At 69.6% G+C, this 25,795-nt stretch carries 15 protein-coding genes; 9 read left to right on the plus strand and 6 right to left on the minus strand.

The genetic code is table 11. The features are described from left to right. The first annotated feature begins 19 nt into the window (after positions 1–19). Positions 20–2,845 (plus strand): preprotein translocase subunit SecA, encoded by a 2,826-nt coding sequence (secA, locus tag OHA88_RS28130; protein ID WP_328627543.1) that lies wholly within the window; start codon positions 20–22, stop codon positions 2,843–2,845. Positions 2,846–3,024: 179 nt separating this feature from the next. On the opposite strand, the gene OHA88_RS28135 is transcribed toward secA, so the two are convergent. Then, positions 3,025–3,444 carry an Rv3235 family protein gene (locus OHA88_RS28135; protein ID WP_328627544.1) on the minus strand — a complete coding sequence of 140 codons (420 nt, stop codon included), beginning with the start codon at positions 3,442–3,444 and terminating at the stop codon, positions 3,025–3,027. 287 nt (positions 3,445–3,731) lie between these two features. Between OHA88_RS28135 and OHA88_RS28140 the strand changes: the two genes are divergently transcribed. Together OHA88_RS28140 and OHA88_RS28145 are read left to right on the plus strand one after the other, a co-directional pair. Continuing rightward, positions 3,732–4,238, plus strand: a complete 507-nt coding sequence (locus tag OHA88_RS28140) for a DUF6912 family protein (protein WP_030980233.1) — start codon at positions 3,732–3,734, stop codon at positions 4,236–4,238. A gap of 68 nt (positions 4,239–4,306) precedes the next feature. Beyond that, positions 4,307–4,978 (plus strand): HAD family hydrolase, encoded by a 672-nt coding sequence (locus OHA88_RS28145; RefSeq protein WP_328627545.1) that lies wholly within the window; start codon positions 4,307–4,309, stop codon positions 4,976–4,978. A 61-nt stretch (positions 4,979–5,039) separates the two neighbouring features. Here OHA88_RS28145 and OHA88_RS28150 read toward each other — a convergent pair whose 3' ends face one another. Continuing rightward, the gene (locus OHA88_RS28150; protein ID WP_328627546.1) at positions 5,040–5,606 is read right to left on the minus strand and encodes a DJ-1/PfpI family protein; all 567 of its coding nucleotides are present in this window, start codon (positions 5,604–5,606) and stop codon (positions 5,040–5,042) included. Between the two features lie 381 nt (positions 5,607–5,987). Between OHA88_RS28150 and OHA88_RS28155 the strand changes: the two genes are divergently transcribed. Continuing rightward, on the plus strand, positions 5,988–11,018 hold the full coding sequence (locus tag OHA88_RS28155; protein WP_328627547.1) for an NAD-glutamate dehydrogenase: 5,031 nt from the start codon (positions 5,988–5,990) through the stop codon (positions 11,016–11,018). Between the two features lie 177 nt (positions 11,019–11,195). Here the strand turns inward: OHA88_RS28155 and OHA88_RS28160 are convergent, their stop codons facing one another. Continuing rightward, positions 11,196–11,972 carry an ABC transporter ATP-binding protein gene (locus tag OHA88_RS28160; protein ID WP_328629816.1) on the minus strand — a complete coding sequence of 259 codons (777 nt, stop codon included), beginning with the start codon at positions 11,970–11,972 and terminating at the stop codon, positions 11,196–11,198. A 4-nt stretch (positions 11,973–11,976) separates the two neighbouring features. Further along, a complete protein-coding gene (locus tag OHA88_RS28165) occupies positions 11,977–12,927 on the minus strand; it encodes an ABC transporter permease (protein ID WP_328627548.1) in 951 nt (316 codons plus the stop codon). Between the two features lie 130 nt (positions 12,928–13,057). Here OHA88_RS28165 and OHA88_RS28170 point away from each other — a divergent pair, with 130 nt between their 5' ends. The 5 genes from OHA88_RS28170 to OHA88_RS28190 all read left to right on the plus strand — a co-directional run bounded on the left by OHA88_RS28170 (position 13,058) and on the right by OHA88_RS28190 (position 21,063). Next, positions 13,058–13,666 carry a TetR/AcrR family transcriptional regulator gene (locus OHA88_RS28170; protein WP_030922875.1) on the plus strand — a complete coding sequence of 203 codons (609 nt, stop codon included), beginning with the start codon at positions 13,058–13,060 and terminating at the stop codon, positions 13,664–13,666. Positions 13,667–14,027: 361 nt separating this feature from the next. Next, entirely contained in the window at positions 14,028–17,594 is a 3,567-nt protein-coding gene (locus tag OHA88_RS28175) for a bifunctional glycosyltransferase/CDP-glycerol:glycerophosphate glycerophosphotransferase (RefSeq protein WP_328627549.1), read from the plus strand. A gap of 234 nt (positions 17,595–17,828) precedes the next feature. Beyond that, the gene (locus OHA88_RS28180) at positions 17,829–19,070 is read left to right on the plus strand and encodes a glycosyltransferase family 39 protein (protein ID WP_328627550.1); all 1,242 of its coding nucleotides are present in this window, start codon (positions 17,829–17,831) and stop codon (positions 19,068–19,070) included. Positions 19,071–19,100: 30 nt separating this feature from the next. Beyond that, positions 19,101–20,618 (plus strand): bifunctional glycosyltransferase/class I SAM-dependent methyltransferase, encoded by a 1,518-nt coding sequence (locus OHA88_RS28185; RefSeq protein ID WP_328627551.1) that lies wholly within the window; start codon positions 19,101–19,103, stop codon positions 20,616–20,618. A gap of 70 nt (positions 20,619–20,688) precedes the next feature. Then, positions 20,689–21,063 carry an EamA family transporter gene (locus OHA88_RS28190; protein WP_326604022.1) on the plus strand — a complete coding sequence of 125 codons (375 nt, stop codon included), beginning with the start codon at positions 20,689–20,691 and terminating at the stop codon, positions 21,061–21,063. Positions 21,064–21,133: 70 nt separating this feature from the next. Here the strand turns inward: OHA88_RS28190 and OHA88_RS28195 are convergent, their stop codons facing one another. Then, complete coding sequence (locus tag OHA88_RS28195; protein ID WP_328627552.1) at positions 21,134–23,311, minus strand: bifunctional glycosyltransferase/CDP-glycerol:glycerophosphate glycerophosphotransferase; 2,178 nt, start codon at positions 23,309–23,311, stop codon at positions 21,134–21,136. Between the two features lie 83 nt (positions 23,312–23,394). After that, positions 23,395–25,692: a bifunctional glycosyltransferase/CDP-glycerol:glycerophosphate glycerophosphotransferase gene (locus OHA88_RS28200; protein WP_328627553.1), complete on the minus strand. Its 2,298-nt coding sequence runs from the start codon at positions 25,690–25,692 to the stop codon at positions 23,395–23,397. Positions 25,693–25,795 lie beyond the last annotated feature (103 nt).

A 25,795-nucleotide genomic window follows, 5' to 3' on the forward strand; every position in this document is an offset into this window, starting at 1 on the left:
GGCAAGGAGACCAGCCTCAGTGTCCGTCTTCAACAAGCTCATGCGTGCAGGCGAAGGCAAGATCCTGCGCAAACTGCACCGCATCGCGGACCAGGTCAGCTCCATCGAAGAGGACTTCGTCAACCTCTCCGACGCCGAGCTGCGGGCGCTCACCGACGAGTACAAGGAACGGTACGCGGACGGCGAGAGCCTGGACGACCTGCTTCCCGAGGCATTCGCAACGGTCCGAGAGGCCGCGAAGCGTGTCCTCGGACAGCGCCATTACGACGTCCAGATGATGGGCGGCGCGGCCCTGCACCTCGGCTACGTGGCCGAGATGAAGACCGGTGAGGGCAAGACCCTCGTCGGCACCCTGCCCGCGTATCTCAACGCGCTCTCCGGCAAGGGCGTGCACCTGATCACGGTCAATGACTATCTGGCCGAGCGAGACTCCGAAATGATGGGCCGGGTCCACAAGTTCCTGGGCCTGACCGTCGGCTGCATCCTGGCCAACATGACGCCGGCCCAGCGTCGCGAGCAGTACGCCTGCGACATCACGTACGGCACGAACAACGAGTTCGGCTTCGACTACCTCCGCGACAACATGGCGTGGTCCGCGGACGAGCTAGTCCAGCGCGGCCACAACTTCGCCGTGGTCGACGAGGTCGACTCGATCCTCGTCGACGAGGCCCGTACGCCGCTGATCATCTCCGGCCCGGCCGACCAGGCCACCAAGTGGTACGGCGACTTCGCCAAGCTGGTCACGCGTCTGACCAAGGGCGAGGCCGGCAACCCGCTCAAGGGCATCGAGGAGACCGGCGACTACGAGGTCGACGAGAAGAAGCGGACCGTCGCCATCCATGAGCCCGGTGTCGCGAAGGTCGAGGACTGGCTCGGCATCGAGAACCTCTACGAGTCGGTGAACACCCCCCTCGTCGGGTACCTCAACAACGCCATCAAGGCCAAGGAGCTCTTCAAGAAGGACAAGGACTACGTCGTCATCGACGGCGAAGTCATGATCGTCGACGAGCACACCGGCCGTATCCTCGCCGGCCGCCGCTACAACGAGGGCATGCACCAGGCGATCGAGGCGAAGGAAGGGGTGGACATCAAGGACGAGAACCAGACTCTCGCCACGATCACCCTGCAGAACTTCTTCCGCCTCTACGGCAAGCTCTCCGGCATGACCGGTACGGCGATGACCGAGGCCGCCGAGTTCCACCAGATCTACAAGCTGGGCGTCGTGCCGATCCCGACGAACCGCCCGATGGTCCGCCAGGACCAGTCCGACCTGATCTACCGCACCGAGGTCGCGAAGTTCGCCGCGGTCGTCGACGACATCGCCGAGAAGCACGAGAAGGGCCAGCCGATCCTGGTCGGCACCACCTCGGTCGAGAAGTCCGAGTACCTCTCGCAGCAGCTCTCCAAGCGCGGTGTGCAGCACGAGGTCCTCAACGCCAAGCAGCACGACCGTGAGGCGACGATCGTCGCCCAGGCCGGCCGCAAGGGCGCGGTCACGGTCGCGACGAACATGGCCGGCCGCGGCACGGACATCAAGCTCGGCGGCAACCCCGACGACCTCGCCGAGGCGGAGCTGCGCCAGCGCGGTCTCGACCCCGTCGAGCACGTCGAGGAGTGGGCGGCCGCGTTGCCCGCAGCCCTGGCGAGGGCCGAGCAGGCCGTGAAGGCGGAATTCGAAGAGGTCAAGGAGCTCGGCGGGCTGTACGTGCTCGGTACCGAGCGGCACGAGTCGCGGCGTATCGACAACCAGCTGCGCGGTCGTTCCGGCCGTCAGGGCGACCCGGGCGAGTCCCGCTTCTACCTGTCGCTGGGTGACGACCTGATGCGGCTGTTCAAGGCTCAGATGGTCGAGCGCGTCATGTCGATGGCGAATGTGCCGGACGACGTGCCGATCGAGAACAAGATGGTGACGCGGGCCATCGCGTCCGCGCAGTCGCAGGTCGAGCAGCAGAACTTCGAGACGCGTAAGAACGTCCTGAAGTACGACGAGGTGCTCAACCGGCAGCGTGAGGTCATCTACGGCGAGCGCCGTCGCGTCCTGGAGGGCGAGGACCTGCAGGAGCAGATCCGCCACTTCATGGACGACACCATCGACGACTACATCCGGCAGGAGACTGCCGAGGGCTTCGCCGAGGAGTGGGACCTCGACCGGCTGTGGGGTGCGTTCAAGCAGCTCTACCCGCTGAAGGTCACCGTCGACGAGCTGGAGGACGCGGCCGGGGACCGGGCCGGGATCACCGCCGAGTTCATCGGCGAGTCCATCAAGGACGACATCCACGAGCAGTACGACGAGCGTGAGAAGCAGCTCGGCTCGGACATCATGCGTGAGCTGGAGCGGCGTGTGGTGCTGTCCGTCCTGGACCGCAAGTGGCGTGAGCACCTCTACGAGATGGACTACCTCCAGGAGGGCATCGGCCTGCGGGCCATGGCGCAGAAGGACCCGCTGGTCGAGTACCAGCGCGAGGGCTTCGACATGTTCAACGCCATGATGGAGGGCATCAAGGAGGAGTCCGTCGGCTACCTGTTCAACCTGGAGGTCCAGGTCGAGCAGCAGGTCGAGGAGGTTCCGGTGCAGGATGCGGCCGAGCGGCCGTCGCTGTCCAAGGAGGACGCCGCGGTTCCGGCCGGGGCGCGTCCGGAGATCCGTGCCAAGGGGCTGGACGCTCCGCAGCGTCCCGACCGGCTGCACTTCTCCGCTCCCACGGTGGACGGGGAGGGAGGCATCGTCGAGGGCGACTTCTCCAACGGTGACGGTGGAGCGGTGTCGGAGTCGGACGGGCTGACCCGGGCGGAGCGGCGCAGGGCGCAGAAGAGCGGTGGTGGCGGGCGGCGCCGCAAGAAGTAGTTTGCGGTTGCTGTGGAGCCTGCGGCTCTTCGGCGTGCGCTTGTGTTGCAGGGCGGCTGGGGCCGGGCACCGAGGGGTGTCCGGCCCCAGCCGTGTGTGGGGCGGGACGGGGGGCGCCGGGACACCCGGTGGACGCTTCGTCCTCGATCGCCGGGTGGGCCCGGGGCGGCGGACGGGTTTCATCTGGTGGGTGGGGTGGGGGTGCCGAGTTCCACTGCGGCGCAGCGCCAGCGGAGGTCCGGGCCCTGTTCCAGGCGGAAGGCCATTGCTCGTACCTGTTCGCCCGCCGCGATGCTCGCGCAGGCCTCCACCACGCCCGGGGCGGGCTGCGCACCGTGGCACTGGCGCACCACCGGGCGGGCGCCGCGGGCCCTCAGCGGGGTGGTCGGGGCCAGTTCGGCGAGCTGGTCGTACGCCTCGCCGATCGTGTGACCCAGCATCCAGTGCACCGGGCGCTGGCCGCTGAGGACCGCCAGGAGACGCTCCGCGAACCAGTGGTGCGGGCGCAGCATCCGCTGAGGTGTCCGGCGCTGCGGCGGTACCGTCTCGGGCCTGCGCCGGTCGTGGCGTCCGGCGGGCCGGGTCCTGTTCACGCTCATCGTTGATCGCCCCCGTGATCCGAGCCCGGCTCATACCGGGCGGTAACTTCTGCTGTGGATCTTCTACGGGGGCGGCGGACACGACCGCAAGCGCCGAGGGGCTGCGTGGTGCGGTGCGTGAAGTTCACCTATCCGGGTGGCGGACCCGGTGCCGCAAGGCTCTGGGAGGGCGTGGAGAGGGTGACAGGCGGTTGCCGGGTGGACGGGTCGGGGCCCGTACTCGTAACCCCGAAGGGGGGGACGCGCACGTATCCTGAGGGCGTCTCCGACTACGAAAGCGGCCAGCCATGCGCGTGTACGTCCCCCTGACCCTCTCCGGTCTCGCAGCGGCGCACCGGGCGGGCGAAATCGGCCCCGGTCCGCTGACCGCGTACGCGGTGACTCCCGCGCTGCGTGAGTGGTACGTCTCCGACGACATCGAGGAGCTGGAGTACGCGGCACTGAACCGGGCCGCGGCCGCCTCGCTGCGCCTGATCGCCGGGGACCCCGGTGCGGTGCGCAGGAGGGTGGTCGTCGCCGTCGACGTGCCGGACGGGCAGGCCGTCGCCGACCCCGACCACAGCCTGGACCCCTCCTCGCTCGGCGAGGTGCGCATCGCTTCCGCGGTGGCGCTGGCGAAGGCGGCCGCGGTGCATGTCGACGCGGACGACGCGGAGAAGGACGTGGCGGCGGCCGCGTCGGTGCTCGGCGCCGCGGACCTCGGCGACGACGACGCGCAGTTCGTCGTGGACGGCGCGGAGGACCATGAGCTGCTCTGGTTCGGGGTGCAGGAGATTCCCAACCTGATCGGCTGACGGGCGCAGGCCGAGCGCGCGGACGAGGGCGCGGACTCGTTGTCGTACCCGGCGGGTATTTTCATTCCATGGGGACGAACGGGAAGCACCGCATGCATCTGGTCTGGGACTGGAACGGCACACTGCTCGACGACAACGCAGCGGTCATCGGTGCGACGAACGCCGCTTTCGCCGAGGTCGGCCTGGAGCCGATCACGCTTGAGCAGTACCGCGAGATGTACTGCATCCCCATCCCGCGCTTCTACGAGCGGCTGATGGGACGGCTGCCCACCGAGGCGGAGTGGGAGCGGATGGACGGGATCTTCCACCGGTACTACATGGAGCAGCGGGTCGTCTGCGGTCTCACCGCGGGTGCCGAGGAGCTGCTCGCCCAGTGGCAGCTGGCCGGCCGTAGTCAGTCGCTGCTGAGCATGTACGTCCACGAGCAGCTGGTTCCGGTGGTGCGGGGGTACGGAATCGAGCGGCACTTCACCCGGGTCGACGGCCGCACCGGGCCGTCCGGCGGCAGCAAGGCGCAGCACATGGAGCGGCACCTCGCCGCGTTGGGCGGGGTGTCTCCCGATTGCACGGTGGTGATCGGTGACGCGGTGGACGACGCGGTGGCCGCGGCGCATGTCGGCGCACGCGCGGTGCTCTACACCGGGGGGTCGCACAGCCGGAGCAGCCTGGAGGAGGCCGGGGTGCCGGTGGTGGACAGCCTGGGCGAGGCTGTGGCGCTCGCCGAGCAGATGGCCGGCTGAGGGGGCGGGACCGCCGGGCCGGAGATGACCCGAAAAGGCCCGGAATGATCCGAGAGAGGGCTTAGAACGCCGGGGCCGTGGTGCGCAGGACCTTCAGGAATTCGCGCATCCAGGCCGAGTGGTCCGGCCAGGCGCGGGACGAGATCAGGGTGCCGTCGACGACCGCTTCGTGGTCCTCGAAGCTGGCGCCCGCCGCCTGCATGTCGAGTTCCAGCGCGGGGTAGGCCGTGACGCGGCGGCCGCCCAGCTCGCCGATCGCCGCCGTCAGCAGGGGGCCGTGGCAGATCTGGGCCACCGGCTTGTCCGTGTCGAAGAAGGCCTTGAGGATCTTGCGGAGCTCGGCGTCGTTGCGCAGGTACTCGGGGGCGCGTCCGCCGGGGATGACCACGGCGACGTAGTCACCGGCGTCCACCTCGGAGAACGCCAGGTCGGCCGGCCAGGTGTAGCCGGGCTTCTCGGTGTACGTGTCGAAGCCGGGCTCGAAGTCGTGGATCACGAAGCGGAGCGTCTTGCGGGCGGGGGCCGCGATATGGACGTCGTACCCCTCCTCGCGCAGCCGCTGGTAGGGGTAGAGGACCTCCAGGGACTCGGCGGCGTCGCCGGTGACGATCAGGACCTTCGGTGCCATGGTGCGGCTCCCCTCGCGCGGACGTCTCCCATAAGCGTGCATCTGTCCGTCGCGCGCTGTCCAGAGTGTCAAAGTTCGGGACCATCTTTTGTACACATACGGCTCATGACGGTTCCGGGTACGGGCGAGATAGCCTGGACCCCGTGATCAGCGCGATACGCCTCGGGGGCAGCGAAGCCCCCGGCCTGCGCCCGGAGTGCCAACGTGCCCGGGCGATGACTGATCCCTTCAGCCCGGACCCACTGCCAAAAATGGCCAATAAGGTCCCGGGCATCTCTCATAGCGGCATAGCGTCGTCTCAGACCGGAAACCCCGTGTCGTGGCGGTACGTCGCCTTTTTCACCTACGTCACGCAACGGCGCGCGACAGGAGCCAGAGGACATGCAGACCAAGCTGGACGAAGCCAAGGCCGAGCTGCTCGCACGGGCCGCCAAGGTAGCTGACAACGGCCCGGGCGGTGGTGTCGGCGGCCCGGGCGGTACCACCCGGGTGCAGGTTGCAGGCACCGGGGCCGGGGGCACCGGGGCCGGGCAGGGCGAGCGTCCCGGCGAGGATGTGCTGCTCTCCTACCTCCAGCGCTACTACCTGCACACTGCTCCGGAGGACATCGCGGGCCGCGACCCGGTCGATGTCTTCGGTGCGGCTTCCTCCCACTACCGGCTGGCGGAGAACCGCCCGCAGGGCACCGCGAACGTCCGGGTGCACACCCCGACCGTCGAGGAGAACGGCTGGATGTCCAGCCACTCCGTCGTCGAGGTCGTCACGGACGACATGCCCTTCCTGGTCGACTCCGTCACCAACGAGCTGTCCCGGCAGGGCCGCGGCATCCATGTCGTGATCCACCCGCAGATCGTCGTCCGCCGTGATGTCGCCGGCAAGCTCATCGAGGTCCTCGCCGAGGGCAACGGCCTCTCGGCGGCCCCGCAGGTCCGCAAGAACGCCGACGGGACCAAGGACACCAGGACCGCGCTGCCGCACGACGCGGTCGTGGAGTCCTGGATCCACGTCGAGATCGACCGCGAGACCGACCGCTCCGACCTCAAGCAGATCTCCGAGAACCTGCTCCGGGTGCTGTCCGACGTACGGGAGACCGTCGAGGACTGGGACAAGATGCGTGACGCCGCGCTGCGCATCGCCGACGAACTGCCCGGCGAGCCGCTCGACGCCCTCGCCGACGAAGAGGTGAACGAGGCGCGGGAGCTCCTGCGCTGGCTCGCCGCCGACCACTTCACCTTCCTGGGCTACCGCGAGTACGAGCTGAGGGAGACCGACGCACTGGCTGCCGTTCCCGGCACCGGCCTCGGCATCCTGCGCTCCGACCCGCACCACAGCGAGGACGAGGCGCACCCGGTCAGCCCGTCCTTCGACCGGCTGCCCGCCGACGCCCGCGCCAAGGCCCGTGAGCGCAAGCTGCTCATCCTGACCAAGGCGAACAGCCGGTCGACCGTGCACCGCCCCAGCTACCTCGACTACGTCGGGGTGAAGAAGTTCGACGCCGACGGCAACGTCATCGGTGAGCGCCGCTTCCTCGGACTGTTCTCGTCCGCCGCCTACACCGAGTCCGTGCGCCGGGTGCCCGTCATCCGCCGCAAGGTCGCCGAGGTGCTGGAGGGCGCGGGCTTCTCGCCCAACAGCCACGACGGCCGCGACCTGCTGCAGATCCTGGAGACGTACCCGCGCGACGAGCTCTTCCAGACGCCCGTCGACCAGCTGCGCTCCATCGTCACCTCCGTGCTCTACCTCCAGGAGCGGCGCCGGCTGCGGCTGTACCTGCGCCAGGACGAGTACGGGCGCTACTACTCCGCGATCGTCTACCTGCCGCGCGACCGCTACACCACCGGTGTGCGGCTCCGGCTGATCGACATCCTGAAGGAGGAGCTCGGCGGCACCAGCGTCGACTTCACCGCCTGGAACACCGAGTCGATCCTGTCCCGGCTGCACTTCGTCGTCCGTGTCGCACCCGGCACCGAGCTGCCCGACCTCACCGACATCGAGGCCGACCGCATCGAGGCCCGTCTCGTCGAGGCCGCCCGCTCCTGGGCGGACGGCTTCCAGGAGGCGCTGAACGCCGAGTGCGGCGAGGAGCGTGCCGCCGAGCTGCTGCGGCAGTACGGTCACTCGTTCCCCGAGGGCTACAAGGCCGACCACTCGCCGCGCTCCGCCGTCGCCGACCTGGTCCACCTCGAAGCGCTCAAGCACGACGGGAAGGACTTCGCGCTGAGCCTGTACGAGCCGGTCGGCGCCGCCCCGGGCGAGCGCCGCTTCAAGATCTACCGGACCGGCGAGCAGGTCTCCCTCTCCGCCGTCCTCCCGGCGCTCCAGCGGCTCGGTGTCGAGGTCGTCGACGAGCGTCCGTACGAGCTGCGCTGCGCCGACCGCAAGAACGCCTGGATCTACGACTTCGGTCTGCGGATGCCGCAGGTCAACGGCAGTGGCAACTACCTCGCCGACGACGCCCGCGACCGCTTCCAGGACGCGTTCGCCGCGGTGTGGACCGGTGAGGCCGAGAACGACGGCTTCAACTCCCTGGTGCTCGGCGCCGGTCTGAACTGGCGGCAGGCGATGGTGCTGCGCGCCTACGCGAAGTACATGCGGCAGGCCGGATCGACCTTCAGCCAGGACTACATGGAGGACACCCTCCGTAACAACGTCCACACCACCCGTCTGCTGGTCTCCCTCTTCGAGGCCCGGATGTCGCCCGGCCGTCAGAGCGCCGGCACCGAGCTGACCGACGGTCTCCTCGAAGAGCTCGACGGGGCGCTCGACCAGGTCGCCTCGCTCGACGAGGACCGGATCCTGCGGTCCTTCCTCACCGTCATCAAGGCCACCCTGCGCACCAACTTCTTCCAGCAGGCGAAGAGCGGCAAGCCGCACTCCTACGTCTCGATGAAGTTCGACCCGCAGGCCATCCCGGACCTGCCGGCGCCCCGCCCGGCGTTCGAGATCTGGGTGTACTCGCCGCGCGTGGAGGGCGTCCACCTGCGCTTCGGCAAGGTCGCCCGGGGCGGGCTGCGCTGGTCGGACCGGCGGGAGGACTTCCGTACGGAGATCCTCGGCCTGGTCAAGGCACAGATGGTGAAGAACACGGTCATCGTGCCGGTCGGCGCCAAGGGCGGATTCGTCGCCAAGCAGCTGCCGGATCCGGCAGCCGACCGCGACGCCTGGCTGGCCGAGGGCATCGCCGCGTACCGGACGTTCATCTCGGCGCTGCTCGACATCACCGACAACCTGGTGGCCGGCGAGGTCGTGCCGCCCGTCGGTGTCGTCCGACACGACGAGGACGACACCTATCTCGTCGTCGCCGCGGACAAGGGCACCGCGAGCTTCTCCGACATCGCCAACGAGGTCGCCGTCTCCTACGGCTTCTGGCTCGGCGACGCGTTCGCCTCCGGTGGCTCCGCCGGATACGACCACAAGGGCATGGGCATCACCGCCCGCGGCGCCTGGGAGTCCGTCAAGCGGCACTTCCGCGAGCTCGGCCACGACACCCAGACCGAGGACTTCACGGTCGTCGGCGTCGGCGACATGTCCGGTGACGTGTTCGGCAACGGCATGCTGCTCTCCGAGCACATCCGGCTCGTCGCAGCCTTCGATCACCGGCACATCTTCCTCGACCCGACCCCGGACGCCGCCACCTCGTACGCCGAGCGGCGCCGTCTCTTCGACCTGCCGCGCAGCTCCTGGGCCGACTACAACAAGGAGCTGCTCTCCGCGGGCGGCGGCATCCACCCCCGTACCGCGAAGTCGATCCCGGTCAACGCGCACGTCCGCGAGGCGCTCGGCATCGAGTCGGGTGTCACCAAGATGACGCCTGCCGACCTGATGAAGACCATCCTCAAGGCCCGTGTCGACCTGGTGTGGAACGGCGGCATCGGCACGTACATCAAGTCGTCCACCGAGTCGAACGCGGACGTCGGCGACAAGGCCAACGACGCGATCCGCGTCAACGGCGAGGACCTGCGGGCCAAGGTCGTCGGCGAGGGCGGCAACCTCGGCGCCACCCAGCTCGGCCGGATCGAATTCGCCCGGGGCGGCGGCCGGATCAACACCGACGCGATCGACAACAGCGCCGGTGTGGACACCTCCGACCACGAGGTGAACATCAAGATCCTGCTCAACGGCCTGGTGCGGGACGGCGACATGACCGTCAAGCAGCGCAACAAGCTGCTTGCCGAGATGACCGACGAGATCGGGCGTCTGGTGCTGCGCAACAACTACGCCCAGAACACCGCGCTCGCCAATTCCGTCGCCCAGTCCGCCTCCCTGCTCCACGCCCAGCAGCGCTTCATGCGCCGTCTCGGCCGCGACGGACACCTCGACCGGGCGCTGGAGTTCCTGCCCACCGACCGGCAGATCCGCGAGCTGCTGAACGGCGGCAAGGGGCTCACCCAGCCCGAGCTCGCCGTGCTGATCGCCTACACGAAGATCACCACGTCCGACGAGCTGATCAAGACCAGCCTGCCGGACGACCCGTACCTGCAGAAGCTGCTGTACGCCTACTTCCCCGCGCAGCTGCGCGCGCAGTTCCCCGAGGCGGTCGACGGGCACGCGCTGCGCCGCGAGATCATCACCACGGTGCTGGTCAACGACACGGTGAACACCGGTGGTTCGACCTTCCTGCACCGGCTGCGGGAAGAGACCGGCGCGTCGATCGAGGAGATCGTGCGGGCCCAGACCGCGGCCCGCGAGATCTTCGGCCTCGGCCAGGTGTGGGACGCCGTCGAGGCGCTCGACAACAAGGTCGCCGCCGATGTGCAGACCCGGATCCGGCTGCACTCGCGCCGGCTCGTCGAGCGCGGATCGCGCTGGCTGCTCGGCAACCGGCCGCAGCCGCTGGAGATCGCCGAGACGATCGGCTTCTTCAAGGACGGTGTCGACCAGGTCTGGGCCGAACTGCCCAAGATGCTGAAGGGCGCCGACCAGGAGTGGTACCAGTCGATCCTGGACGAGCTGACCGAGGCGGGCGTCCCGGACGAGCTGGCGCAGCGTGTCGCAGGATTCTCGTCCGCCTTCCCGGCGCTCGACATCGTGGCGATCGCCGAGCGCATCGGCAAGGACCCCCTTGCCGTTGCCGAGGTCTACTACGACCTCGCCGACCGGCTGGGCGTCACCCAGCTGATGGACCGGATCATCGAACTGCCGCGGAACGACCGCTGGCAGTCCATGGCCCGCGCCTCCATCCGCGAGGACCTGTACGCCGCGCATGCCGCGCTCACCGGGGATGTGCTGAGTGTGGGCAACGGGACGTCGACGCCGGAGGAACGGTTCGCGGCCTGGGAGGACAAGAACGCGGCGATCCTGACGCGTTCGCGCACCACGCTGGAGGAGATCCGGGGGTCGGACTCGTTCGATCTGGCGAACCTGTCGGTGGCCATGCGGACCATGCGGACGTTGCTGCGTACGCACGGGTAGTGGTCTGAGAGGGGAGCGGCTGCCGGTGCGTCCGGCGGCCGCTCCGTCCTCGATCGCCGGACGGGGTTGATTACCGGGGCGGCGCGCGGCGAACCGGGGGAGCGGGCCGCTGCGGCTGTGGGGGAGTACGCCCGCGAGGTGACCGCGCAGCCCTCCCTTGGTTCGCGGCGGCGGACTTCACTTCTTGGTGGTGAACTTCTCGTACGCGGCGACGACTTCCTTCGCCGGACCGTCCATCCGCAGCGTCCCCGCCTCCAGCCACAGCGCCCGGTCGCAGGTTTCGGTGATCGACTTGTTGCTGTGGCTGACCAGGAACACCGTGCCCGCCTCCTTGCGCAGCTCGATGATCCGCTCCTTGCTGCGCCGCTGGAACTTGGCGTCGCCCGTGGACAGTGCCTCGTCGATCAGCAGAACGTCATGGCTCTTGGCGGCGGCGATGGAGAACCGGAGCCTGGCCCCCATGCCCGACGAGTACGTACGCATCGGCAGTGTGATGAAGTCGCCCTTCTCGTTGATGCCGGAGAAGTCGACGATCCCCTGGTAGCGCTCGCGGATCTCGTCGCGCGTCATGCCCATCGCCAGCCCGCCGAGGATGACGTTCCGCTCGCCGGTCAGATCGCTCATCAGCGCCGCGTTCACGCCGAGCAGCGACGGCTGTCCCTGGGTGTGCACCCGGCCCTTCGACGGCGGGAGCAGACCGGCGATCGCCTTCAGCAGCGTCGACTTCCCCGATCCGTTGGAACCGATCAGGCCGATCGCCTCGCCCTTGTACGCGGCGAAGCTGACGCCTTTCACGGCATGCACCTCGCGCACGCCGGGGGTCTGCCGCCGGGAAGCGATCCGGCTGAGGGCCGAGGTGGCGCTGCCCTTTCCGGTGCGCGCGCCGTTGACCTTGTAGGTGATGTGGACGTCGTCCACGACGACGGTCGGTACCCGCTCGTTGTCGCCAGTCATGTTCTCAGCCACGTCCGTACAGCTCCTCGGCCTTCCAGAAGTACACGAAGCCGCCCACCCCGCACACGAGCGCCCAGCCCGCGGCGACGGCCCACACATGCGGGGGCAGCTGCGCCCCGCTGAAGCTGTCGATGAGTGCGAACCGCATCAGGTCGATGAAGACGGCGGCCGGATTGCATTCCAGCGCCACCTTCACGAAGTGCGGAACTGTGTCCCCCTTCAGCTTTTCGTCGAGGCTGAACATGACGCCCGACGCGTACATCCAGGTGCGCAGGACGAACGGCGTCAGCTGCGCGATGTCCGGGGTCCGGGCGGCCAGCCGCGCCACGACCATCGAGACGCCGGTGTTGAAGACGGTCTGCAGGAGCAGCGCCGGGATCGCCAGCAGCCACGACGGCCGGGGGAACTGCCCGAACCCGATCAGGATCAGGACCAGTGCACCCAGGGAGAACAGCAGCTGCTGGAGCTGCTGCAGCGCCAGTGCGACGGGCAGTGAGGCGCGCGGGAAGTGCAGCGCCCGGACGAGGCCGAGGTTCCCGCTGATCGCGCGGGTGCCCGCGGTGATCGAGCTGGCGGTGAAGGTCCAGATGAACACGCCCGTGATGAGGAACGGAACGAAGTCCTCGACGTTCTTCTTCGTGTTCAACAGGATGCCGAAGATGAAGTAGTAGACCGTCGCGTTGAGCAGCGGGGTCATGATCTGCCAGATCTGGCCGAGCTTCGCCTGGCTGTACTGGGCGGTGAGTTTGGCGGTGGCGAACGCCGTGATGAAGTGCCGGCGGCCCCACAGCTGCCGGACGTACGCGCCGAGTGTCGGCCGGGCCCCGCTCACGGTCAGCTCGTGCCGGGCCGCGAGCGCGGCGAGCTCACCCGGCTCGTAGACCGGGAGGAGGGGTGTGGGGGCTGCGTCGGTCACCGCCGGGGTGGTCGGCGGGGCTGTTGTCTGGCTCACCACGATCGCTTTCGACGGGAGGACAGGAACCATCGCGAACGCCGGAACGGAACCGTATCGTCGCAACGCCGAGAGTAGGACGTGATCACGTCGCAACGCAACCGTTTCGTCGTTACGGACTATCATTCGGGTCATGACCACCGACCCGGGAACCCGCCGCCGCGTCCCCGCCGGAGCCGCTGTGCTGCGCGAGGACGTCACCGATGCCATCCGCAGCGCCGTCTTCGAGGAGCTGGCGGCGGTCGGCTTCGCCCGGATGTCGATCGAGGGCATCGCCCGGCGCGCGGGCGTCGGAAAGACCGCCGTCTACCGCCGCTGGAAGTCCAAGCTGGCCCTCGTTCTCGACCTGGTCTCCGCCGTCGCGGTCCAGGGCATGCCGGCGCCGGCGACCGGTTCGCTGTACGGGGACGTCCGCGCCGTGCTCCAGCTGGCCGCCTATGCGCTGCGCCACCCCGTCGCCTCGCAGGTCATCCCGGATCTGCTGGTCGAGGCGGCGCGCAACCCGGAGATCTCCGACACGATCAAGTCGGCCTTGCTGGACCCGCAGCAGGGCATCGCCGCCGTGGTGGTCCGGGACGCCGTCGCCCGCGGTGAGCTGCCCGAGGACAGTGACCCGGACCGCGCCCTGGACCTGATCGTCGGCCCGCTCTACTGGCGGCTCGCCGTGGTCCGCGGCGATCTGCCCAAGGGCTATCTGGACGATCTGGCCGAGTCGGCCGTCGCCGCCCTCAAGAAGAACTGACCGCCCGACCATCGGCTGCGCCCCGGCCCGGTCCGCCTGCCGGGTCTCGCGCGGCGCGCACGTCGGCCCGGTGCCCGGCCGCCCCGGCGACACCCCCGGAGCTGTCGCCGCCGCCGAGGGCGGGCTGCCGGGGGTCTTCGGACCGAGGAGTGGAGGTCACAGCGGGCGGCCGGGCTCCGGGGCATGTTCCGGGAGCGGCTCCGTCCGTACCATGGCGGCCACGCCGCCGACCGCGTGGTGCCATGGTGTTCCTGAACGGCTTGTGATGTCACTCGTTCGAGGCCGTAACCGGTGACCCCCGGCCGTTCACGCGGTTGAGCCATACGGACAACCAGGCCCCCGATGAACGGACGTGCTCAACATGCCGCCACGGCTCAGTGTCGTCGTCCCCGTCTACAACGTGGAGCTCTATCTGACGGACTGCCTGAAGTCCCTCGCGGAGCAGACCATGGACGACCTGGAGGTGGTGATGGTCGACGACGGGTCCACCGACGACAGCGCCGCCTTGGCCACTGCCTTCGCCGAACAGGACAGCCGGTTCCGGCTGGTGAGCCAGAAGAACGGCGGCCTCGGGCACGCCCGCAACACCGGTGTCCGCAACTGCGACCCGGGCAGCGGCTATGTCGCCTTCGTGGACAGCGACGACATCGTGCCGCCCCGGGCGTACGAACTCCTCGTCGGCGCACTCGACGAGACGGGATCGGACATCGCATCCGGCAATGTGCTCCGGCTGCGGGCCTCCGGCAAGCTCCAGCAGTCGCCCAACTTCCGCAAGCCCATGGCGACCACCCGGCTGCGCACCCACATCTCCCGCGACTGGGACCTCGCCGCCGACCGGATCGCCTGCAACAAGGTCTTCCGCCGGTCCTTCTGGGACGAACACGCCTTCGCCTTCCCGGTCGGCACCCTCTACGAGGACATCCCCGTCGTCCTCCCCGCCCACTTCCTGGCCCGCTCCGTCGACGTCGTCAAGGACGCCGTCTACCACTGGCGCGACCGGGCCGGCTCGATCACCACCCGCCGCGCCGTCGTCCGCGGTATCCGGGACCGGGCCTCGCACGTACTGGGCGTCTCCACCTTCCTCGAACAGCACCGCGGCGCCGCCGACAAACGCCACTACGAGGCGCATGTCCTCGCCAACGACCTCTGGTACTTCATGGAGGCGCTGCCCGACGGGGACGACGAGTACCGCCGCGCCTTCCTCACGTACGCCAACGAGTTCACCGACCAGGTCGACCCGGCCGTCCTCGACAGGCTGCCGCTGCGGCTGCGACTGATGTGGCATCTCGTACGCGAACGGCGCACGGACGAACTGCTGGAGCTGCTCGCCCACGACAAGGCCGAACCCGGTGCCTTCGCCGTACGGGGCGTGCGGCACCGCAGCGCCTCGTACCCGGCCCTCACCGGGCCGGTACCGCGCTCGGTGCTGCGGGTCGCCGACCGGGACCTGCCGCTCACCGCCCGGCTGCGCGAGGCGCACTGGCAGGGCGGCAAGCTGCACCTCAAGGGGTACGCGTACATCCGCAACCTGCCCGCCGACTCGTGGCACAGCGAATTCCGGGCCGGCTGGCTGCGGGCCGGGCGCCGGCATGTGGTGCCGCTACGGCTGCGTACGGTCGATGAGCCGGAGGCCACCGTCCGTTCCCGGCAGAGCCTGCACGACTACGGCCGGTCCGGCTTCGAGACGGTCATCGACCCGGCCCGGCTCCGGATCTCCGCCGACGGCGACACCGAACGGCTCACCTGGCGCCTCGAACTCGGCATCGCCGGACACGGGATGCTGCGCCGCTCCGACGTCTCCACCGACGTGGCCGCGGCGCCGCCGCCCGTGCACCGGCCGGACGGCGACCACCGCATCGTGCCCGCCTTGGAGGGCGGCAAGCTGGTGGTGCACGCGGAGCGGATCGACGCCCGGTTCGAGACGCACCGGGCGGGCGACGCGGGCGACGGGACCGCCACCGTGGTGATCAGTGGCATGATCCGGGACCGTCTCGGCAAGGGGCCGCTCCGGATCGGTCTCACCCATCGTCCCTCCAGCACCTCCCTCGACTTCCCGGCGACCGTCCACGAGGGCGCCGTGCCGTCGGCGTCGGGCTGGCGGCGCTTCACCGCTGCGATCCCGCTCGCAGCGGTCACCGACGCGCGGCCGACGACAGAGACGGCCACCGTCGCGTACAGCCTGCACCTGGTCGGACCGGACGGCCGCAGGACACCGATCGACGTGCCGGGGCCCGTTCCGCAGGGCCGCTACCCGATCGGTTCGCCCGCACCGGAAGGGGGCGGCGACGAGCCGCGTGAGCTCGCGCTCACCGCCAGTTCCCGGGGCAACCTGCTGATCAGCGACCGGCCCGTGCAGCCCGTCTGCGAGCTGGCGAGCTGGACGGAGGACGGGCTGCTGCTCCTGGAGGGCACCTTCCCCGGCGACCCCGGCCGCCCCGTCGAGCTGGTGGCCCGGCACAGCGGTCACCACGAGGAGGCCGTCTTCCCGGTGGTGTTCTCCGGGCCTGCGCAGGCCCGGCGGTTCCGGGCCGAGCTGCGGCCCGACGCCGTCGAAGCGCCCGGTGGGCCGCTGCCCCTGGGGGAGGGCCACTGGTACTTCTTCCTCCGCCCGAAGGGCGCCGCCGACGACACGGGCGACATGCCGCTGCGCATCCCGGCCGCCGCCCACCGCACCCTTCCCGCCGCCCGTACGCTCGCGGGCCGCACCTACGTCATCGAGCGGCGCTACCACGACCAGCTGCTCGTCAACGCCGCGTCCGTGCTCACCGCGGCGGAGCGCGGTGCCCGCGCCAAGCGGCTGCTGCGCGAGGCGTACGCCGGACAGCGCACCGCCCCTCTGCGCGACACCGTCCTGCACAGCAGCTTCGACGGGCGCCAGTACTCCGACTCGCCGCGCGCGATCTACGAGGAACTGGCCGCCCGCACCACCGCGTTCGAGCATCTGTGGGTCGTACGCGATCAGCAGGCCCGGATCCCCGCGGGCGCCACCGCCGTCGTCCACGGCTCCGCCGCCTGGCACGAGGCGCTGGCCCGCAGCCGCCACATCGTGACCAACACCCAGCTGCCCGAATGGTTCGAACGGCGCGACGGCCAGACTGTCGTCCAGACCTGGCACGGCACCCCGCTCAAGCGCATCGGCCTCGACCTCGCGGGCACCGCCCAGGCCAATGCCGCCTACATCGCCACCATCGAACAGCGCGCGAGCCAGTGGAGCGTCCTGGTCTCCCCGAACAGCTTCTCCACCCCCGTCCTGCGGCGATCCTTCGGGTACCGGGGGGAGATGCTGGAGTGCGGCTATCCCCGCAACGACCTCTTCCACGCCTCGGACCGCACCAAGGTCGCCGCCGCGGTACGGGAGCGGCTGGGGATCCCCGCGGGCAAGCGGGTCGTGCTGTACGCGCCGACATGGCGTGAGGACCGGCCGCAGGGCGGCGGCAGATACGCCCTCGACCTTCAGCTCGACCTGGCCGCCGCCGAACGCGAACTCGCCTCCGACACCGTGCTGCTGGTGCGCCGTCACTATCTGGTCGCCGACCGGCTCCCGGACACCGGCAGCGGCTTCGTGCGGGACGTCTCGCGCTACGGGGACGTCGGCGAGCTGATGCTGATCAGCGATGCGCTGGTCACCGACTACTCCTCGCTGATGTTCGACTTCGCCCAGACCGGCCGCCCGATGCTGTTCCACACGTACGACCTCGCTCACTACCGCGACACCCTGCGTGGCTTCTGTTTCGACTTCGAGAACCGCGCCCCCGGCCCCCTGATCCCCGACTCCGCCGATCTCGTCGAGGCGCTGCGGGACCCGGTCCGGGCCACCGCGGGACACGCGCAGGCGTACGAGGCATTTCGGCGGGACTTCTGCGACCTCGACGACGGGCATGCGGCGCAGCGGGTGGTCGACCGGATGCTGCAGCCCGAGCCCCGTTAGTCCATCCGGGAGTCCGGTTCCGGTCCCTGCGCCCGTGCGGGACCGGAACCGGACTCCCGGGTGGAGCGGCGGTGAACGCGTAAGAAGCGCCTGTGAAATAGGGGATACGTGAACCGTTCGAGTGATTCGCGCCGTCCGGTGTACGTGCAGATGGACGGGGAGCGATTCACTCGTTCGCTTAAGTATGTTGATCGGTACGCTGGATAGCGGCTGCGGGTTGCTACGTTCGTTTTCATGGGTATCCGAACGTGGTGCGACGCCTGGAACGTGCGACGGGCAAGAGCTGTCGTGCTCGTCGTCGCGACCATAGGGCTGCTCGTCAGAATGCTGATCGCGGCGAACACGCCGGGCCCTGCCGACGTGCGTATTTTCCGAGGTTTCGCCAAGGCCGTCTCCGTTTACGGCCCCGTTCGCATTTACGAGCAGCCGCTGCCGGGCCTGCCCGTCTACAATCATCCGCCGCTGGCCGGCTGGATGCTCCTCGGGCTGAATGAACTCGCCGAAATCGGAATTCCGTTCGGGACGCTGATCCGGTCACCTGCTTCGATCGCCGACTTCTTCTGCACACTCATCGTGTTCGAAATTGTCCGGCGGCGTCGCAGTCTGCGTACCGCGGTCGCCTGCGGGATCGGCGTGGCCCTCAGTCCCTTGCTGATCGCCACCTCGGGCTACCACGGCAACACCGACGCGGTTGCCGTCGCTTTCGCCCTCGCCGCCGCGTATCTGCTGGCCGACCGGAGGTCGCCGCTGGCGGCCGGGGTGGCCGCCGCGCTGTCGATCAGTGTCAAGTTCATCCCGGTCGTGGTTATCCCGGCGCTGTTCGTCGTCGCGCTGCGGGCCGGCCGGCCGGTGTTCGTCCGTTTCACCGCGGGGTTCACCGCGCTGGTCGCGCTCGTCTGGGGACCCGTGCTGGTGACCGTGCCGGAGAACCTCAACGAGAACGTCCTGGAGTACACGGGGGGCTCCTACCGCCTCTGGGGCCTCGTTCGGTTCGCCGATGTGCTCGGCCTGCCGGAGTCCTTCATCGCCTTCATCCGCGGCGAGGGCCACTTCCTCTTCGTGCTGATCTGTGTCGCCGTCGGTGTCTGGCTGGCCTGGGTGCGGCCCGCGCAGCTGCCCGGTGCCGTCGCCGTGACTATGGGCCTTCTGCTGCTGCTCTCCACCGCGTCCGGCCTGCAGTACCTGACCTGGGCAGCCGCCGCGATGTTCGTCATCGGGTTCTGGGAAGGGGTCGCGTACAACTGCCTGCTCGGCTGGACGGCCATCCTCGGCTACCAGGGACGCTCCGCCGTGCGCTGGAGCGAAACGGTGCTGCAACTGGGCACCGCCGGCTGGTTCGTGCTCGCGATCTGTCTGGTCAGCGGGGTCCGCCGGATCCTCGCCGCCCCGCCGGACGGCCCCCTGTCGTCCCCCGCCGAACCGGCATCGGTCACTGCGCCCCGCACCTCGCATCCGTTCGGTTCCGCCGTCAACTGACCACACCCGAGCACGACTGGAGAATCTCCCGTGAAGGAAAGCACGAGCCCCAGGATCGGCATCCTGGTGGTCGCGTACAACGCCGAGACCACGCTGGAGAAGACCCTCGACCGGATTCCGGAGGATTTCCGGTCCCGGGTCTCCGAGATCCTCATTCTCGACGACGCGAGCCATGATGCGACCTTCACCGCAGGATGCCGCTGGTCGCTGGCGGAGGGAATGCCGCGGACCGTCGTGATGCGGCACACCAAGAATCTCGGATACGGCGGAAACCAGAAGGCCGGATACGCACTGGCCGCCGAACACGGACTGGACATCATCGTGCTGCTGCACGGCGACGGACAGTACGCCCCCGAACTGCTGCCCGATATGGTCGCGCCGATCGAGCGCGGCGAATGCGAAGCCGTGTTCGGTTCGCGGATGATGAAGTCCGGCAGCGCCCTCAAGGGCGGCATGCCGATGTACAAGTGGCTCGGCAACCGCATTCTCACCCGCCTGGAGAACAGGCTCCTCGGCTCGAAGCTCACCGAATTCCACTCCGGTTACCGCGCCTACAGCGTCGCGGCGCTCAAGAAACTGCCCATCGCCCGGAACACCGACGCGTTCGACTTCGACACCCAGATCATCGTCCAGCTGCTCAACGAAGGGATGCGGATCAAGGAGATCCCCGTCCCGACGTACTACGGCGACGAGATCTGTTACGTCAACGGCCTGAAGTACGCGAAGGACGTCGTCAAGGACGTCCTCGAATACCGCCTCGCCGTCAAGGGGTTCGGCACCTGCGCCTGGATCCCCAAGCCCGTCGAGTACGCCTTCAAGGAGGGCGACGGCTCCTCGCACGCCGTCATCCTGGAGAAGATGCGAGAACTGCCGCCCGGCCGCGTCCTCGATCTCGGCTGCTCCGGCGGCCTGTTCGCGCAACGCCTGGAGGCGCTCGGCCACGAAGTGACCGGCGTCGACTACATCGAGGTCCCGGGCGTCCGCGAGAAGTGCACGCACTTCCACCTCGCCGACCTGGAGGAGGGGCTGCCCGACGAGATCGGCACCGACTTCGACTATGTGGTGGCCGGCGATGTCATCGAGCACCTCTCCCGCCCCGAACGCGTCCTCTCCGAGGCCGCGACCGTGCTCCGGCCGGGCGGCCATGTGCTGCTGTCCGTACCGAACTTCAGCCACTGGTACTCACGGCTGCGGGTGGCGCTCGGAGTCTTCGACTACGACCGGCGCGGCATCCTCGACGAGACACATCTGCGCTTCTTCACCCGGGCCAGCCTGCGCCGCACCGTCCGGAACGCCGGCTACGACGTCCTCGACATCGCCTCCACCGGGGCGCCGTTCTGGTCGCTGCTCGGCGGTCGCGGACCGCTCGCCACGATCCTCGGCGGCCTGTCGAAGCTGCTGACCAGGATCCGGCCGACGCTGTTCGGCTATCAGCACGTCGCACTGCTGACCCCGCATGCGGCCGAGACGATCATCGCTGGAGAGCACGTCGATGTACAGGACATCCTCAACCGACAGTACGTCCCTGCCGGCCAGGTCGGAGTCTGAGTCGGCCACCGCCGCCTCCGTGCCCCACGCCCCCGAGCCGGTGCCGGCCGCCCCCGTCAGGAGCAAGAACTTGACCCTGCCCAGTCTGACGCTGCTGCTGTTCGCCGTGTTCGCGTCGGCGGGCGGCCAGATCATGCTCAAGCACGGGATGAAGGGCGCCGCGGAGGCCGCCGGGCGTGACGGCGGATCCCTGGCGATGCGCGCGGCGACCAGCCCGTGGGTCGTCCTCGGGCTCCTCGTCTTCGCGGTGTCCGCGCTCGCCTGGATGGCGACGCTGGCCAAGGTGCCGCTGAGCATCGCGTACCCGTTCAACGCGCTCGGCTATCTGCTGATCGTGCTGGCCGGATCGACGGTGCTGCACGAGCGGACCTCGATGTGGACCTGGGGCGGCTCGCTGCTCGTGGTCGTCGGCCTCGTCACGGTCATGGCGGGCCAGCAACGCTGAGGCGCATCCCGGGAGCGGGTGCGCGATCAATCGCCGGGCGGCAGGAACCAGCCCGTCCGGCGATCGAGGACTAACGCCCGCCGGGTGCCCCCTCTTCCCCCAGCAGCACCGCCCGAACCACCCGCTCCGCCGCCCGCCCGTCGTCGTGCGGACAGAACCTCGCCCGGAACGCGGCCCGCAGGGCCTCGTTCTCCGGGCTGTTCCAGCTGCCGTCGAGGAAGATCCGGGCCAGCTCCTCCGTGCTCTTGGAGACGGCCCCCGGGGTGTCTCCCGGCTCCCCGGACAGCAGGTCGAAGCAGACCCCGCGCACCGTGCGGTACGTCTCCCAGTCCGGGGCGTGCACCACGATGGGCCGGTCCAGCGCCGCATAGTCGAACATCACCGACGAGTAGTCCGTCACCAGCGCGTCGGCCGCCAGGCACAGCTCCTCGATCCGCGGATGGTCGCAGACATCGAGGATCGACGGACGGTCCGGCAGCCCCGCCTCGTCGTAGAAGTAGTGCGCCCGGACCATGATCACGGTGTCGGGGCCGAGCGCTTCGGCGAGCCGCTCCAGATCGATCCTGCTGGTGAACGACGCCTCGTAGTCGCGGTGGGTCGGCGCGTACAGCACGCTCCGCTGACCGGGGCGGATGCCCAGCCCGGCCCGGATCTCGGCGATCTGCCCGGCCGTCGCCGTGGTGAAGACGTCATTGCGCGGGTAGCCCGTTTCGAGCGAGCGTGCGGCACTCGGGTAGGCGCGGGCCCACACCTCCGTGGAGTGCGGGTTGGCGGAGATGCTCCAGTCCCACCGGTCGACGCGCTGCAGCAGCCGGTCGAAGTTCAGCCCCTGCGCCGCCGCCGGATACTCCTGCTGGTCCAGGCCCATGATCTTCAGTGGGGTGCCGTGGTGGGTCATCACATGGACCTGACCGGGGCGTTTGACCAGGTGGTCGGGGAAGTTGACGTTGTTGATGAAGTACGTGGCACGGGCCAGCATCGCCCAGTAGCGGCGGGTCCCCGGTACCACGTGGTCGATGCCGGACGGCACCGTGTCCACCTGGTTCTTCGAGACCACCCACACCCCGCGCACCTGCGGGGCCAGCTCCTGGGCCTTGCGGAAGATCGCCTCCGGGTTGCAGCTGACTCCGCGGTTCCAGTACGCGGCGTAGACGGCGAGCCCGGGGTCCAGCGGACGCCTGCGCTGCCACCAGTAGTAGCGCGCGGACAGCGTGCGCTTCGCATGCGCCCGGAGTGCGGTGGGCACGGAGCGCATCCTCCGGCGCAGGGTGAGGAGGGTGTCGAGGGCGCCGAGTGCGGCGAACCGGCCGCCGCCGATCAGCCGTGGCCGCAGCCCCCGGGCGCCGCCCGGGAACCGGTGCCCCTTGGGCCGGTGCGTACGGTGGAACGCCGCCACGGACCGCACGTACCGCCTGCGCCGCCGCTCCACCGACGGGTATCCGGCCAGGAGTTCCTGGGCGGCCCGCTCGAAGAGCAGCGCCCGCAGCGGATGCAGGGCCGGCCGGTCCCGGAGGAACGTCATCAGCCCCGCGTACGCCTCGACGAGCTGGAGCGGTGTCGTGCCGTCGGTCGGCTCCGACTCGTCGGCGAGGTCCGGCAGATAGCGCTGCTGGCGGTGCTCGACGCAGGGGACCGGCAGGACGGTGACGGATTCGGCGGCGGCCAGCGTCTGGAGCGCGTACATCCGCTCGCCGTGCTGTCCGGGGCCGAAGGCCAGCTTCTCGGACTCGTGGAGGGTGCGGCGTACGGCCCGGTTCCAGGAGACCTGTGCGATGTCGAGGAGTTCGGGGTGGTCGGCGAGGGTGAGGGGACCCACGGGCAGTTCGTGCAGCAGCTCCAGCGACCGGGTCGGCCGCGGCCTGCCGCGGAACGATCGCTTGTGATGGCCGAACAGCAGCAGTTCCGGGTCGCCCGCACCGTCCAGCGCGTCGGCGACGGCCCGCAGCGCACCCGGCAGCAGGACGAAGTTCCCCTCCAGGAAGAGCAGATGGTTCCCGACGGCCCGCTCGGCCCCGGCGTTGCGCCGCCCTGCGGGACCCACGCCCTCGCCCGCCGGGAGGTGGATGGCCTGCACCCGATCGTCCCGGGCGGCGAACTCGTCCAGCAGCAGGCCCGAACCGTCCGGCGCCCCGTCGTCGACGCCGATCACTTCGATATCCGTGAACGACTGCGAGAGCACCGACTCCAGGCACTCGCGCAGATGTCCTCGGGCGCGACGGACGGGGATGATGACACTCAGCCGGGGCATACACGCTCTTTCTGGGTCACTGGCACCCGTGGGCGCAGACAGCGGGGGAGACGGGGGACAACAGGAAGTCGGAAGGCCGGTAGTCAGGCGGTCGGGCCGTCAGGTCCGGTTGACGGACTGCGTCCCGGCGAGGTCCCGCTCAGCAGAGCCGGTACGGGGACGGACGCCGGGACCGGCGCGGGCCCCGGCTGCCGCTCCGCCAGGGACACCGCGGACGCCGCGGGCACCTGCACGGTCGTGTCGCCCAGGAAGACCCGGCGCACCACCCGCTCCGCCGCGCGCCCGTCGTCGTACGGGCAGAACCGCGCCCGGAACGCCGCCCGCAGCTGCGCGGAGCGGGAGCCGCGCCAATGGCCCGTGGCGAAGATGTCCAGCAGCTCGTCCTCGCTGTGGGCGATCGCACCCGGTGGGCAGGAGCGCAGATCGAAGTAGGTGCCGCGGGCCGCCTCGTACGCCTCCCGGTCACTGTTGTGGATGACGATGGGCCGGTCCAGATTGGCGTAGTCGAACATCAGCGACGAGTAGTCGGTGACCAGTGCGTCGGAGGCGAGCGCGACCGCCTCGACCGAGGGATGGTCGCTGACGTCGATGATCCGCGGGTGCGTGCCGCGGACCAGCGGAGCCTCGTACGAGTAGTGCGCGCGGGTCAGGATCACGAAGTCGGGGCCGAGCGCCCGGACCACCCGCTCCAGGTCGAGGCCGAGGTGCTGGGTGTGCCGGTAGTCGCGGTGGGTGGGGGCGTACAGCAGGGCGGTGGCACCCTCGGGGATGCCGATCGACTCGCGAAACCGCGCCACATCAGCGGCGGTGGCCCGCCGCAGGAGGTCGTTGCGCGGACAGCCGTACTCCAGTGTCTCCGAGCCGGCGGACCCCGACGGGTAGGCCTTCTCCCACACGAGGGTGGAGTGCCGGTTCGCGGAGAGCGAGAAGTCCCACTTGTCGACGTTGGCGAGCAGCTGCTCGAAGTCCATCGTGCCGGCCGCCGCGGGACGGTCCTGAAGGTCCAGGCCCATCGTCTTCAACGGGGTGCCGTGATGGGTCTGGAGCAGCACCTGGCCGCGCCGCTTGACCAGCCGCCGGTCGAAGTTGACGTTGTTCACGAGGTATTTGGAGCGGGCCAGTGCCTGCCAGTAGCGGTACGTTCCCGGTGTGAGCCGGCGGATTCCGGTGGGGACGGTGTGCTCGTCCTCGGCGCGGCAGATCCATGACGTGTGCAGCCCGGGCACCAGTTCGCGGGCCTTCTCCTCGATCGCCGCCGGGCTGCAGGCGTAGCCGCGGTGCCAGTACGCAGCGAACACCGCCCGGTCCGCACGCACGGGCAGCCGGAGCTGCACGCGGTAGTACGCCTGGAGCGCGCCGGCCCGCACCACCCGTCGTGCGGCCCCGGCGATCCGGCGCAGCCGCCCCCGCAACAGCCGCGCGGTCCACAGGGCGCGGTACGTGCGGTGCGCGCCCAGCCGGATCAGTCCGTGGCGCAGCCGGGCGCGGCGTTGCGCGGGGGCGCCGGGGACGCGGTAGCGGCCGCAGTGGGCGCGGGCGCGGCGGAAGAACTCGCCACGGCTGCCGCGCGGCAGCCTGCCGGGGGTGGTGAAGATCGTCGAGAAGTGGTCGAGCATCCGGCGGTAGATCACCGGCCGCCAGTTCGCGAGCCGGGGGTGGGCGTCGATGAACGCGAAGACCCGGTCGTACTGGTCGAAGATGTCGAAGTGCTTGCGGCTGGTGGTGGACAGGATGTTGCCCTGGCGCCGCTGCCGGTAGTGGACGCACACCTCGTCGAGGACGGCGATCGAACCGGCGGCCATCAGTACCGGATAGGTCCACGGGGTGTCCTCGTAGTAGCCGGGCGGGAAGGTGAACCCCTCGGCCTCGACGAACTCGCGGCGGTACGCCTTGTTCCAGACGACCATGAGGACTTTCAGCAGACCGGGCCGGTCGGCGAGGGTGAAGGTGGCGGCACCCGTCTCGGCGAGATGCCCGGCGAAGGCGTTGCGCACGCTCTCGCCCGTCCAGTACGTACGGGCGTAGTCGTAGACCAGGACGTCCGGCTCCCCGGTCCGCGCGATCCGGTCGGCGATGGTCCGCAGGGCGCCGGGGGCGAGGGTGTCGTCACTGTCCAGGAAGATCAGGTAGTCGCCGGTGGCCTGTGCGATCCCGGCGTTACGGGCGAGGCCGAGGCCCACGTTCTCCGGCAGGTGCAGGGCCCGCACCCGGCTGTCGCGGGCGGCGAACCCGTCGATGATGGTGCCGCAGGAATCGGGGGAGCAGTCATCCACCGCGATGATCTCGAAGTCCGCGTAGGACTGGCTCAGCACCGAGTCCAGGCTCTCGTGCAGATACGCCTGAACCCGGTACGCGGGCACGATGACACTGAACCTGGGCACAACACATCCATGGGTCGTTCGCTGGTGCGGGCGGGTGGTCCGCAAACGGCCGATGGGGCGAGATGGTTACGCCGAAACGTGGCATTCGCGCGAAGTGCCAGGT

Source organism: Streptomyces sp. NBC_00353, assembly GCF_036108815.1.
Taxonomy (GTDB): Bacteria; Actinomycetota; Actinomycetes; order Streptomycetales; family Streptomycetaceae; genus Streptomyces.

What these genes read in the sequence shown, in the direction of transcription:
- OHA88_RS28155 (WP_328627547.1), top strand. Translation starts at nt 5,988, where the DNA reads ATGCAGACCAAGCTGGACGAAGCCAAGGCCGAGCTGCTCGCACGGGCC.
- OHA88_RS28170 (WP_030922875.1), top strand. Translation starts at nt 13,058, where the DNA reads ATGACCACCGACCCGGGAACCCGCCGCCGCGTCCCCGCCGGAGCCGCT.
- OHA88_RS28180 (WP_328627550.1), top strand. Translation starts at nt 17,829, where the DNA reads ATGGGTATCCGAACGTGGTGCGACGCCTGGAACGTGCGACGGGCAAGA.
- OHA88_RS28140 (WP_030980233.1), top strand. Translation starts at nt 3,732, where the DNA reads ATGCGCGTGTACGTCCCCCTGACCCTCTCCGGTCTCGCAGCGGCGCAC.
- OHA88_RS28175 (WP_328627549.1), top strand. Translation starts at nt 14,028, where the DNA reads ATGCCGCCACGGCTCAGTGTCGTCGTCCCCGTCTACAACGTGGAGCTC.
- OHA88_RS28160 (WP_328629816.1), bottom strand. Translation starts at nt 11,972, where the DNA reads ATGACTGGCGACAACGAGCGGGTACCGACCGTCGTCGTGGACGACGTC.
- OHA88_RS28195 (WP_328627552.1), bottom strand. Translation starts at nt 23,311, where the DNA reads ATGCCCCGGCTGAGTGTCATCATCCCCGTCCGTCGCGCCCGAGGACAT.
- OHA88_RS28135 (WP_328627544.1), bottom strand. Translation starts at nt 3,444, where the DNA reads ATGAGCGTGAACAGGACCCGGCCCGCCGGACGCCACGACCGGCGCAGG.
- OHA88_RS28150 (WP_328627546.1), bottom strand. Translation starts at nt 5,606, where the DNA reads ATGGCACCGAAGGTCCTGATCGTCACCGGCGACGCCGCCGAGTCCCTG.
- OHA88_RS28145 (WP_328627545.1), top strand. Translation starts at nt 4,307, where the DNA reads ATGGGGACGAACGGGAAGCACCGCATGCATCTGGTCTGGGACTGGAAC.